A 12,368-nucleotide genomic window follows, 5' to 3' on the forward strand; every position below is an offset into this window, starting at 1 on the left:
CCCCCTTTAACTGTTTATACTTCATATTTTACCTTAGAAAACGTTACCATTAAAGTACAAAATAAAGAAGGAAGCCCTATTTCATAAGGCTTCCTAGCTTCTTAGTAGACTGACATCGTTTCTTTATTTACGTTTTCGAGAATTTCTTTCACTCTATTTAGAAATTTCCCACAAATCAATCCATCTAAAATTCGGTGATCTAAAGATAGACATAAGTTTACCATATCTCTAGCAGCGAACATGCCGCCATTCATAATGACCGGTCTTTTCACGATTGATTCCACTTGAACAATTGCAGCTTGAGGATAATTAATAATACCCATTGATTGTACAGAACCAAATGAACCTGTATTATTTACCGTAAATGTTCCACCTTGAATGTGTTCTGATTTTAATTTACCAGTACGGGCAAGGATAGATAGCTCATGAATTTCTTTAGCAATCCCTTTAATGGATTTTTCATCAGCATTTTTAATAACAGGAACAAATAAAGCATCTTCTGTCGCAACTGCGATTGAAATATTAATTTCTTTCTTCTGGATAATTTTATCTCCTGCCCAAACGGAATTCATCATCGGGAATTCTTTTAGCGCACGTGCAATTGCTTTAATAAAGAATGCAAAGTACGTTACGTTAAATCCTTCTTTTTCTTTGAATTCTCTTTTAATGTCATCACGATAAGCTACAAGATTAGTAACATCGACTTCCATCATCATCCAAGCATGAGGAACTTCATGTTTGCTTCTAACCATATTATTTGCGATTGCACGACGAACAGCAGTAACTGGAATCTCGATATCGCCAATAGCACTTTTAACAGTTGGCTTTTCATTCGCCATTTCGCTGGATTGTACTTCTGAACTAGGATTCTTCGTATCAGGTGTTGCTTTACTTTGTGGAATACCAGACTCAATTAGTTTTAAAATATCTTTTCTCGTTATTCTACCTTCTAATCCAGTTCCTTCTACTAGCTGCAAATCGATATTGTGCTCATTTGCGAGTCTAAGAACAGCTGGAGAATACCGTCGTTTTTGCTGAGGTTCACTTTGACGTGTACCAATTACAACTTCAACACTTTCTTGTGGAAGAGGATCAGTGCCCCCTGCATTTCGAATGGCTTCGCTTATATTTGTTTTTTCTGAAAGCAATTCCCCTACTTCAATTGAGCATACAACTTCCCCAACCGGTAGAGTTTCCCCTTCATTCGCAATCAGTTCTTTAATTGTTCCGGAAAAAGAAGATGGGATTTCCGCATTCACTTTATCAGTTACAACTTCAGCAAGCGGATCATATTTGTTCACTTTATCGCCGGGTTTTACGAGCCATTTTTCGATTGTTCCTTCAGTTACGCTTTCACCAAGCTGGGGCATCAAAATGTTTTGAATCTGCATATTCCCTCAACCTCCTTTATTAAAACGCTGCTAAATCTCGCATTGCTCGCTCTATTTTTTCAGGATTTATCATGAAATATTTTTCCATAGTCGGTGCATAGGGCATTGCTGGTACATCTGGCCCCGCAAGACGTTGAATAGGTGCATCAAGATCAAATAAACAATGTTCTGCGATAATTGCTGCAACTTCACTCATGATGCTTCCTTCCTTATTGTCTTCCGTGATTAGTAAGACTTTCCCTGTCTTACTTGCCGCTTCACAAATTGCTTCTTTATCCAGCGGGTAAACTGTACGAAGATCTAAAATATGTGCTTGAATCCCATCATCTGCAATTCTTTCTGCTGCTTGTATTGCAAAATTGACAGCTAAGCCATATGTGATGACTGTAATATCATCTCCTTCGCGTTTTACATCCGCTTTTCCTATTGGCAACACATAGTCATCTGTAGGAACTTCCCCTTTTATTAATCGGTAAGCTCGCTTATGTTCAAAGAATAAAACTGGGTCTTCATCTCGAATTGCCGCCTTTAATAATCCTTTTGCATCATATGGTGTAGAAGGAATGACGATTTTCAAACCTGGTGTTCCTGCAAATAATGCTTCCACTGATTGAGAATGATAAAGTGCGCCATGAATTCCTCCACCGAAAGGAGCTCGCACGACTATTGGACAGTTCCAATCATTATTTGAACGATAACGCATTTTCGCGGCTTCAGAAACAATTTGGTTTACTGCAGGCATGATAAAATCAGCAAATTGCATTTCTGCAATCGGACGCATTCCTACCATCGCAGCACCAATTGCCACACCTGCTATTGCACTTTCTGCAAGTGGAGTATCTAAAACACGATATTCACCAAATTGCTCATATAGGCCAGCTGTTGCTTTAAACACTCCGCCTTTTCTCCCAACATCCTCACCTAAAATAAAAACGTTTTCATCCCGTTCCATTTCTTCTTTTATTGCTAAGTTAATCGCTTCAATGTAAGAGATAATTGCCATTAAGCTTCATCTCCTTTCTCATACACGAAATTCAATGCATGCTCTGGCGCTGCATAAGGGGCATTTTCTGCATAATCAGTAGCCTCGTTTACAATTTCAGCAATTTTATTGTTAATATCAACAATTGTTTCATCTGATGCAACGCCTGTTTCTATTAAGTATTTCTCGAATAATTTGATTGGATCATTTGCTTTTCCTTCAGCGATATCTTCAGCTGTTCGATATTGACGGTCATCATCATCTGATGAGTGTGCTGTTAAACGATAAGTAACGGTTTCTATTAAACTTGGTCCCTCTCCTCTTCGTGCACGATCGACTGCTTCTTTTACAACCCGATACACTTCAAGAGGATTTTTGCCATCTACCGTAACCCCAGGCATTCCATAACCAATTGCCCGATCAGATACTTTTGCACAGCCTAATTGGCGTTCAACAGGTACTGAAATAGCATATTGATTGTTTTCTACCATAATAACGACAGGTAGATTATGAACTCCTGCAAAATTAGCTCCTTCATGGAAATCACCTTGGTTGGTAGAACCCTCTCCAAGTGTTACGAAAGAAACATAATCTTTATTTTGCATTTTTCCAGCAAGTGCCACACCAACAGCGTGCGGTACTTGAGTCGCAACCGGTGAAGAACCTGATAATATTCGATTTTTCTTTTGGCCAAAGTGACCAGGCATTTGACGTCCTCCAGAATTCGGATCCTCTGCTTTAGCAAATGCTGATAACATTAATTCCCTTGGCGTCATGCCGAAATGTAAAACTACACCCATATCTCGATAATATGGGGCAATATAGTCCTTAGTATTGTCTAATGCAAATGCTGCACCAACTTGAGCTGCCTCTTGACCTTGACAAGAAATAACAAACGGAATTTTTCCTGCACGATTCAAGAGCCACATTCTCTCATCTAGCCTTCTCGCTGTTAACATTGTTTCGTACATTTGTAAAACTTCTTCATTAGACAACCCTAATGCTTCATGATGTAACTTCTCGTTAGTCATAGAATCATCCCCTTTCATTCCTTTATCATTATAACTTAACTAGATTTTCAAATTGAGGAAAATTCATTACTATTTAACAGCCATGTAAACCTTATAAACATCTATTAAACTTTTACCTTTAGATATGAATCGCTCGACCATCTACAGCCAATGCTGCTTCACCAATTATTTCACTTAACGATGGATGAGGATGAATTGTTTCTCCTATTTCCCATGGGGTCGCATCTAAAAGCATTGCTAGTGCTGCTTCAGAAATCATATTAGTAACATCAGGCCCAATCATATGAACCCCTATTATGTCATCTGTATCTTTATTTGCAATAATTTTTACAAATCCTTCGGAGTTTCCATATACTAAAGCTTTCCCTATTCCTTTGAATGGAAACTTCCCTACTTTTATCCCATGACCTAATTCAGTAGCTTGCTGTTCTGTCAAACCAATACTTGCAATTTCAGGATAACTATAAATACATCTAGCGATATTTTGACTATTTAAGTGAGATATTTTTCCATTAACAATATGCTCCACTGCCGCAATTCCTTCATGCGAAGCAACGTGTGCAAGCTGCATGCCGCCTATTACATCCCCAATTGCATAAATATGTTTCTCTTTTGTTTGATAAGCATCATTTACTTTAATAAAGCTAGAATCAGTTTCAATTTCAGTATTTTCTAAACCAATTCCTTCGATATTCCCAACACGACCAATAGAAATTAGCATCTTTTCAGCTTCTAAAGTCTGTACTTCATTATTGACAGTTGCCGATACAGTTATTCCATTTTCAATTTTAATTGAATCGGATGTGATTTGGGCATTTGTTACAATATTTATTCCTCTGTTTTTCAATAGTTTCTCTATTTCACTAGAGATTTCTAAGTCTTCAGTCGGTAGTATACGATTTCCATATTCTACAACTGTAACTTCAACACCAAAATCTGCAAGCATGGAAGCCCATTCGATTCCAATTACTCCACCACCAACAATAATTATTGATTTCGGTAATGTTTCTAATTGTAGTGCATGATCGGAAAACATGATTGTTTCACCGTCAACATCTATGCCATTAATATTGCGAGGTCTTGAACCAGTAGCAATAATGACATTTTTCGGAAGCAGCATCTCATTTTCCAACCCTTCCATTTCAACCGAAATGGTGCCTGGCATTGGTGAAAAAATAGATGGACCTAAAATGCGGCCAGTTCCATAGTAAACATCTATTTTCCCTTTTTTCATTAAACTTTTCACACCGCTGTGCAGCTGATCAACAATAGTTTGTTTTCGGTTTTGAATTGCTGAAAAATTTATTTTAACATCTGAAACATCAATTCCAAACTGTTGTGCATTTTTTGATTGCCTAAAAACTTCCGCACTGCGAAGCATTGCTTTACTTGGGATACAGCCCTTATGCAAACATGTTCCACCAATTTTTTCTTTTTCTACAATTGCAGTTTTTAAACCTAGTTGAGAGGCCCGTATTGCAGCCACATATCCTCCTGTTCCACCACCAAGGATAACCAGATCATATTCATGAGCCAAACAAATCACTCCTAACAAATAATTAGGAAGCAAAGAATTTCTTTACTTCCCATTTTATTTAATGCTTCAATTATCTATCATTTAGAATTGTTTTTCCATTTTTTAAGAATTGTTTACGGGATTTTGATACACGTTCAATTCTTTCTTCTGCTAGACGATTTGCTGCTAAATAGGTTGGGATATTATCTCGTTTTGAAATATCGAATATCTTTGTAATACTATCATAAATTGTTTCAACGCGCTTCATTGCACGCTCTCTATTATAGCCATATAACTCATCTGCAACGTTTATTACCCCGCCTGCATTGATAACATAGTCTGGAGCATAAACAATACCCATCTCATGAATAATTTGACCATGCCTTGAATCTTTCAATTGATTGTTTGCCGAACCTGCTATTACTTTAGCTTTTAATTGAGGAATTGTATCATCATTAATGATTGCACCTAGAGCACATGGTGAAAAAATATCAACATCTTGCTTATAAATATCTTCAGGGTCAACTGCTATAGCACCAAAATCATCTACAACTCTTTGAACAGCTTTTTTGTTTATATCCGTAACAATTAATTTCGCACCATCTTTATATAAATATTCACATAGCGTATACGCAACATTTCCTAATCCTTGAACAGCTACTGTGCGTCCTTCGAGGCTATCAGAACCGAAAGCTTCATTTGCTGCAGCTTTCATTCCAAGATATACCCCATATGCTGTTACTGGTGAGGGATTACCTGATGAGCCAAAAGTCGGAGAGATTCCCGTTACATAATCTGTTTCTTCATGAATTAAGTCCATATCCGTTACGGTTGTTCCAACGTCTTCCGCTGTTATATAACGTCCATTTAAACCTTGAATAAAGCGGCCTAGTGCACGAAACATTTCTTCATTTTTATCTTTAAATGGATCACCAATAATAACTGTCTTACCTCCACCAAGATTTAAACCTGCAGCTGCATTTTTATAAGTCATACCACGAGCAAGACGTAATGCATCTTCAATTGCTTGATCTTCTGAAGCATATGTCCACATTCTCGCTCCCCCCAAAGCTGGCCCAAGCGTCGTATCGTGAATAGCAATAATGGCTTTTAAACCCGATGTTTTGTCTTGGCAAAAAACAAGTTGTTCGTAATCATATTTCTCCATATACTTTAAAATTTCCACAAACAATTCCCCCTTAAATTGAAAGCGTTTTCTTAATCGGATAGATTGTTTTTAGCTAAAAAAAACATTATATTGCTAACAATTTATCCGTTTAATTTTACAATACTTTCTAAACTCGGTTTACGCAACTAATAATGTTCAATTCAATGTTTTTAAGAATTTTCTAATTATTTAAAATATTATTCTGAATTAAGTATTTTAGCGGTGTTTCTTGACTTTCAATTAGGCAGTTGTACAATAATAATTAGTTGTAAGGGGGTAAGACAAATGGCAAGAATGTTAGCTTTTATCGTCATGCTAATCCCTGCCTTAATGGCTGGAGCAGGTATTAAATTTATGCGAGATACATTATTTGGGAAGCTGCTTGAACCTTTTCCATGGTTATGGCTGCAATTTGCAATTGGGATAGTTTTCTTTGTTGCTGGTTTAGGGTTTTTTGCAGGCTTTTTATTACATCGGGACCGCAAAAGAGGAAAGGTTGCTCCAAAATTTCAAAAAAGCTCAAACGAAAAGCGTAATCGCCCTGCTTAGCCCCGACAAGCGCTGGAAGGCCCGAATCGAAAGCGTCTTTCCAGCTTTCGACCGAGGGGCAGGCAGCGACCTCGAGGGGCTGGGCGATGGAGCTAGACACTGTTCAAAAGTAAGTATTATAGCTTCTAATAAAATAGATAACAGACGTTCAAAGAGGATTTTCATTTGCCATACCCAATTGAACGTCTGTTTTATTTATGTTTTTTTTCGATTTTTGCAACACGATCTGGGAAATCAGTAATCCACCCAATCACTAATGAATGTGGATCAAATAGAAAAGATTCCGTCCCATTTATTGCATAAAATCTTATTCCTTTATTTGCTTTTGTACATGCTTCTAAATACTTAGTTTTATAATACTTTTTATTTGCATGGACTGCGTCGAAATGAGTTGAAGTTATTAAATCATTCCAATTAAATGCTTTTGTTACAATAAAAGCGGTTTCAATATCCGGTCTTTGCATTTTTACAATTCGTATTAATTCATCATGAAATGAAGAAAAATGACTGCCTTCAGGTAAAACCATCCTTTGAAGCATGTCAATGAGCGGCTTTTGATTATTTAATAACGATTCCTTTAATTCAATATTTAAAGGCATTTTATACGTATTAGCCCAATCAATAACTTGTTTCAATGTTGGTATACGTTCCTTTGAAAATCTTCTTAATAGTGGCTTCCCTAATGTAAAATTTGATAATTCATCATAAGTGCATTCAATAATATTCTTTTTTACACCAGTTAATCGAAACAAATTAAAGTCATGGTACACAACCAACACATTGTCTTTTGTACATTGTACATCTAGCTCTATTCCATCTGCCCCAAGCCTTCTTGCTTTTTCAAAGGCTTTCATTGTATTTTCCAATGTATAACCCGATGCTCCCCGATGTGCAAATATCGGTATCCTCTTTATCATTAAATATTCAACTCTCCAAACTCTAATAAAAATGTACCTTGCGTTATTCGACTAAGTATTGAAGATTTATTACCAATTTGAATATATGTCCCAGGATAGGCTTCCTTTTTCACTACAATTTGCTCTTTTCCAACATTTTTTAGGTTTTGCATTAATTCTTTAATTTCAAAATCGATATGCTGTGCATGTTCTTCTTTTTTTGCCACTTCCGATTCTAATTGATCCAAGCCTCGAAGCTGTTCATCATTTAAACGGTCTTTATACTGTATGATTTGATTTATTTTGGAAGTTAATTGGATGATTTCCTCTTGTATTGATTTTAATAATGCAGCCTTATTTTGTATAATTTCATAAGCTTCTTTTTTATTTAAACTTTCAATGATAAGTTCAGTTTTTCTTTCCATTTTGTTTCCAGCAACCGCTGTAACAATCATATCTTTTGCAACCGCTTTCCCGCCTATTATTTTCCCCTTATTTTCATCGAGCAAAATGGAATTTGCAACTAAATAAGAACCAAGTGAATATTTCCCTATAACGATATCTTTTTTGGCAAATAGATTTGCATCGTTGACATGTTTAACAAAAATACTGCCGCTAGCATCAACTTCTGTTACACCCATTCCAAAAATGCCGCCTTTTATAAAGATGTCACCTTCTGTTGATTGAATCAATTTTGCACCTGAAATTCCTTCCGCGCCCTCAATTGAAATATCACCAGTGGCGATGACCGAATAACCATTCATTACTGTCCCCTTAATCGTTACAGAGCCATCGAACTTAATATTTCCCGTTTCAATTCCTACATCACCTTCAATCGGTAAGTGGTTATTCACAGAAATAACACCTTCACGCTGTTCAACTACTCCACTTGTTTTAGCATATAGTATCATTTTGCCATTTTCTTCAACTTCATAAGCGGACTTTTGATCATATTTTAAAGGTACATCTTTGCCAGCAAGAGCAGGAATGCTTTCTCCATGGATATTTTTTCCCTCGATGCCAGGCTGGGCCGGTATTTTTTCACCTAGCCAGTCGCCTTCTTTAATTTCGTAAATAAAATTCATTTCAAAATAATCAGCCTTGCCATCTTCACGAATAATTGGTTTTCTTTCAGGGATTTCAAGATATTTAACGACTGCATCTTCACCTTTTATCGGAGGTGTTCCTTCTGCAATTAGATATGCTTTCCCTGGAACAATTTTATTCACATCTAATTCAAGAATACCATGGGTTATATTATATTCTGAAAGAGCTTCGTTAATTTGGGAGGTCAATTTCTCTTTATTTTCACGTATCATTTCGATTGTTTCGTGGATAAATAGTGAAGCAGTCATTTTATCCTTTGAAATTTCAACCGATATATTAGGAAGCCAGTAGCCAATTTCAACAGGTTCAATCGTTTCTTTATTTAGTGCGCTTTTTAATAAAGCAAAATTCGTTAGTTTAATACGAGGATTACTGCGTAAAATTGCGTCGAAATCCTTTAATGGAAATCCACTTTTTACAGTTTTTATAAATACTTTTTCATTTTCTTCTGTAATTTCAACTAAATCGTTTGTAAAAATTATCACCCTAAATCCCCCCTTGTTTTTAGTATAAACAATCGAAATAAATTTGTTGAGAGGCAATTTACGTAATAATGAAATTTTTAGGACTATTTTCCAACCAGTCGATGAAACTAAATACCCTTTTTTCTGTATTTTTTAAACTTTTAGATCATTAAATTGTCTTCTAATTTAAGAAGCGATCAACTCTTTCCGAATGTTGTCAATGTTTATCACAATGATTTTGTATTTTCGCAGTTTTTCTTAATATGACAATTACAAACTATTCATCTTCTCCTTCCAAAATAATGGTAAAATATAAAATATACGAAATCTTTTTATAGAAAGGTGTGTGTATTCATGAGGTATTATTTTGATTTTCTTTTAGCGGTTGTCTTAACTTCTTTATCTTACTTCGTCGGCAGCTGCCTCTTTAGCAATGGCCTTTCTCTGTTGCATGCCTTTATTATTGGTAGTGCTGTAGTGTTATTAGGTGCTGTTACAGAAGCACTAAAAGCCCCTATATGGTTAATTATCTTAGTACCCTTCCCAATTGGAATGATTATACTTTTCTTATTTTTAGATGAACCTGTCCAAATATGGTTTATTACATATTTGATGACATTAGCTTTTTACTCAGTTATACACGTTTTCATGAGCTTCTTTTTCAAATTCCACTCTTTAATTCCTGCTTGGAAATTATCTAAATGATAGATTTAGTTAGGAGAATCCCTTAGAGAGGTTCTGTTTGTTAGCTGCAATTTATATCACTCCGCTTTAAAGTACTAGCTATATCTAGTAATTTATTACCTTCCTAGCTATATCAAGTCTTATCACCGATTTCACTCACAAAGATTTATTAATTACTCAAAAATTTCCAAGCTTCAAAGTTTTACCCAAAAGTTACTTCCTTACCTTATATCTATAAATCTACAAACTACACCAATTCTGTACTCTCCTTTTTACTTCTTTCGATTTCTTTATTAAAACGAAGTACAAATACAGCTTTCCCTATAAACAATTTTAATAAGGATTGACATTAGAAAATAATGCCATATAATTATTGTTAACCGGTTAACGATAATTTTTAAAAATATTTATTAAAGATAGGTGAGAATAATGGATAGTGTTAATAAAAAAGAAGAAGCATTAGAGGCTCTACAACATTTAATTACAGAGCGAGAAGCAGCTGAAAAGAAAAGAAGAATAAATAAAGCAAGTCAAGAAGAAGCATTAGTGTCAGGCTATACACTTACTCAATTACATATCATTGCAGCAATCAAAGAAAAAGGGTTAGCTAACAATACCTCTCTTTCTGAAAGCTTAAAGTTATCAAAGCCAGCTATAACTAAAGCTGTGAGAAAGTTGTTACAACATAATATCCTTGTAAAAATACAGCAAGAAGATAATAAAAAAGAAGTTTATTATCTTCTTACAAAATCTGGGGAGGAGCTCGCGTTACTTCATGATCAATTACATGAACAAGCAAGAAATCGTTATTTAAGTATTTTGGATAATTTTAATACGGACGAATTAGAAATTATTATTAAGTTTTTAAATACTATTACCGAAAATATAAAGCAAAATTAAATGCCCTAAGGAGAAAGAATATGCCAATAAATATACCTCATATCAAAGTATTTGTGTTGTATTTGTTAAGTATAGCCACTTTTTTTGCCTCATTGAATCAAAACATTTATACACCAATTATCCCACTTATTCGGGATACTTTCAGCGTCTCAATCAATTGGGTAAACTTTACTGTTAGCAGTTTTATTTTTATTATTGCTATGATGCAAATCATTTTAGGAACGGTAATTGATTCTAAAAATCAAAAAAGATTAATATTAATTAGCCTAGTTACTATCAGTATTTCAACGATAATATGCGCTTATACTCCTAATTTTATACTCTTTATGATTGCTAGAATCATTCAGGCTATTGGGACTGGAATTATTCCTTTAGTAACAATAAACATGATTGCACAATTATTCGAAGGTGAAGCAAGAGGAAGAGCTATGGGAACGTATCAAATATTGCTAACACTCGCTCCAGCAATTTCTCCAATATTGGGGGGATTAATTGGACAGTATTATGGATACAGAGGAATCTTCTTATTCCTCTTTTTAATTTCTGTTTCATTGCTTATTTTGATTGCTTACTTCCTTCCAGATGATGAGAAAAATAATGCTCAAGGAAAAACAATCAGCTTTTTCAAAAACTATATTGCTATTTTTTCTAATTATTTAGGTGTAAGTATAATAATTGTAAGTTTCTTCGTATTCTTTATTTACTTTGCAATTCTTGTGTATCTGCCAATATTACTAAATGATCATTATCACGTACCTTTGAAAATCATTGGTTTTTTATACTTACCGTTAACTGTTAGTATGATTTTGGGAAGTATGTTATTCAAAAATTTACAGAAAAAATTATCATTAACTATATTATTTATAGCTGTTTTATTATTAATGCCATTACAAGTAATATTATTTAGTTTACTACATACTAAATCAATCATTGGATTAAGCATAATATTATTTGGATATGGCATGACAGTAGGATTTTCCCCTCCCTTATTTTCAACTATTATAAGTAATGAGTACAGTGAAAACAGAGGAACCGCCCTAGGTCTTTTTAATTTTATTCGTTATCTAGGAATGGCAGTTGGGGGAATGCTTACTGGATTGTATAATATCTTGCCTAGTACTTCCGTATTCTTCTTTTTGGGAATCTCTCTATTTCTCGCTTCAATATTACATTATCGAAATTTAAAGAATAGATTTTCCTAATATATATGTTTTTTGAAAAATAATTTTTTATGAATAAACAATCTGCTTCTTAATAAAGAAAAAACTAAAAACCCTAACTTATCAAGGTTTTTAGGATTTCCAATAGTCTTTAGGTGCTTAGAAGTAATATAGCACACGATTTTACGTATTTTACTTTGTTGAAATAAAATTCCTTTTTAACTGCACAAAAAAGCACCTCCATTGATTGAATTGATATAAACCCAATAAATAGACGTGCTTGATAGTTTTTAGATATTCATTTAGAAATTTATTGCTTTGAAAAGTAGTTTATTGCTTGCTTGATTAAACTTTATATAACAACCTTAAGAAGCAATCAACTCAATACGAATTTTATCCGCAATCATGGCAATGAATTCTGAGTTAGTTGGTTTTGATTTTAAATGATGTACTGTGTAGCCGTTGATATATCAAGGTTTCAGACACTTTAATTAACTAAAATGTTCAAGTGTTTATTGGT

Annotated in this window: 11 protein-coding genes and 1 pseudogene; 4 read left to right on the forward strand and 8 right to left on the reverse strand. The window is 34.5% G+C overall.

The annotated features are described in order from the left end of the window. Positions 1-101: 101 nt before the first annotated feature. From MKY04_RS11870 to bcd, 5 genes are all read right to left on the reverse strand, one after another. On the reverse strand, positions 102-1,391 hold the full coding sequence (locus tag MKY04_RS11870) for a dihydrolipoamide acetyltransferase family protein (RefSeq protein WP_346234425.1): 1,290 nt from the start codon (positions 1,389-1,391) through the stop codon (positions 102-104). A gap of 19 nt (positions 1,392-1,410) precedes the next feature. Then, on the reverse strand, positions 1,411-2,394 hold the full coding sequence (locus MKY04_RS11875; RefSeq protein WP_126295092.1) for an alpha-ketoacid dehydrogenase subunit beta: 984 nt from the start codon (positions 2,392-2,394) through the stop codon (positions 1,411-1,413). Beyond that, the gene (locus MKY04_RS11880; RefSeq protein ID WP_346234426.1) at positions 2,394-3,404 is read right to left on the reverse strand and encodes a thiamine pyrophosphate-dependent dehydrogenase E1 component subunit alpha; all 1,011 of its coding nucleotides are present in this window, start codon (positions 3,402-3,404) and stop codon (positions 2,394-2,396) included. Before MKY04_RS11880 ends, MKY04_RS11875 begins: the two co-directional genes overlap by 1 nt. Positions 3,405-3,522: 118 nt before the next feature. Beyond that, complete coding sequence (gene lpdA, locus MKY04_RS11885) at positions 3,523-4,941, reverse strand: dihydrolipoyl dehydrogenase (RefSeq protein ID WP_346234427.1); 1,419 nt, start codon at positions 4,939-4,941, stop codon at positions 3,523-3,525. A gap of 70 nt (positions 4,942-5,011) precedes the next feature. Continuing rightward, positions 5,012-6,106, reverse strand: a complete 1,095-nt coding sequence (bcd, locus tag MKY04_RS11890) for a branched-chain amino acid dehydrogenase (protein ID WP_346234428.1) — start codon at positions 6,104-6,106, stop codon at positions 5,012-5,014. Between the two features lie 267 nt (positions 6,107-6,373). Between bcd and MKY04_RS11895 the strand changes: the two genes are divergently transcribed. Next, entirely contained in the window at positions 6,374-6,637 is a 264-nt protein-coding gene (locus tag MKY04_RS11895; RefSeq protein ID WP_126295087.1) for a DUF2627 domain-containing protein, read from the forward strand. A 191-nt stretch (positions 6,638-6,828) separates the two neighbouring features. On the opposite strand, the gene MKY04_RS11900 is transcribed toward MKY04_RS11895, so the two are convergent. Both MKY04_RS11900 and MKY04_RS11905 read right to left on the reverse strand, forming a co-directional pair. Continuing rightward, on the reverse strand, positions 6,829-7,554 hold the full coding sequence (locus MKY04_RS11900) for a glycerophosphodiester phosphodiesterase (protein WP_246020379.1): 726 nt from the start codon (positions 7,552-7,554) through the stop codon (positions 6,829-6,831). Beyond that, positions 7,554-9,125: a DUF342 domain-containing protein gene (locus tag MKY04_RS11905; protein ID WP_126295086.1), complete on the reverse strand. Its 1,572-nt coding sequence runs from the start codon at positions 9,123-9,125 to the stop codon at positions 7,554-7,556. The genes MKY04_RS11900 and MKY04_RS11905 overlap by 1 nt, the downstream gene beginning before the upstream one ends. 333 nt (positions 9,126-9,458) lie before the next feature. On the opposite strand from MKY04_RS11905, the gene MKY04_RS11910 reads away from it, so the two are divergent. The 3 genes from MKY04_RS11910 to MKY04_RS11920 all read left to right on the forward strand — a co-directional run bounded on the left by MKY04_RS11910 (position 9,459) and on the right by MKY04_RS11920 (position 11,890). Beyond that, entirely contained in the window at positions 9,459-9,809 is a 351-nt protein-coding gene (locus MKY04_RS11910; protein ID WP_126295084.1) for a hypothetical protein, read from the forward strand. A 408-nt stretch (positions 9,810-10,217) separates the two neighbouring features. Then, positions 10,218-10,688 carry a MarR family transcriptional regulator gene (locus MKY04_RS11915; RefSeq protein WP_126295082.1) on the forward strand — a complete coding sequence of 157 codons (471 nt, stop codon included), beginning with the start codon at positions 10,218-10,220 and terminating at the stop codon, positions 10,686-10,688. 20 nt (positions 10,689-10,708) lie between these two features. Next, positions 10,709-11,890 carry an MFS transporter gene (locus MKY04_RS11920; protein ID WP_346234429.1) on the forward strand — a complete coding sequence of 394 codons (1,182 nt, stop codon included), beginning with the start codon at positions 10,709-10,711 and terminating at the stop codon, positions 11,888-11,890. Positions 11,891-12,213: 323 nt separating this feature from the next. On the opposite strand, the pseudogene MKY04_RS11925 reads toward MKY04_RS11920, so the two are convergent. Further along, positions 12,214-12,309, reverse strand: a pseudogene (locus tag MKY04_RS11925) (sporulation initiation factor Spo0A C-terminal domain-containing protein); the annotation flags it as partial. Positions 12,310-12,368: the final 59 nt, after the last annotated feature.

Source organism: Lysinibacillus telephonicus (assembly GCF_039654155.1).
Classification (GTDB): domain Bacteria; phylum Bacillota; class Bacilli; order Bacillales_A; family Planococcaceae; genus Ureibacillus; species Ureibacillus telephonicus.

Coding starts and splice junctions, on each gene's coding strand:
- MKY04_RS11870 (WP_346234425.1), bottom strand. CDS start 1,391: ATGCAGATTCAAAACATTTTGATGCCCCAGCTTGGTGAAAGCGTAACT.
- MKY04_RS11875 (WP_126295092.1), bottom strand. CDS start 2,394: ATGGCAATTATCTCTTACATTGAAGCGATTAACTTAGCAATAAAAGAA.
- MKY04_RS11880 (WP_346234426.1), bottom strand. CDS start 3,404: ATGACTAACGAGAAGTTACATCATGAAGCATTAGGGTTGTCTAATGAA.
- MKY04_RS11895 (WP_126295087.1), top strand. CDS start 6,374: ATGGCAAGAATGTTAGCTTTTATCGTCATGCTAATCCCTGCCTTAATG.
- MKY04_RS11900 (WP_246020379.1), bottom strand. CDS start 7,554: ATGATAAAGAGGATACCGATATTTGCACATCGGGGAGCATCGGGTTAT.
- MKY04_RS11910 (WP_126295084.1), top strand. CDS start 9,459: ATGAGGTATTATTTTGATTTTCTTTTAGCGGTTGTCTTAACTTCTTTA.
- MKY04_RS11915 (WP_126295082.1), top strand. CDS start 10,218: ATGGATAGTGTTAATAAAAAAGAAGAAGCATTAGAGGCTCTACAACAT.
- MKY04_RS11920 (WP_346234429.1), top strand. CDS start 10,709: ATGCCAATAAATATACCTCATATCAAAGTATTTGTGTTGTATTTGTTA.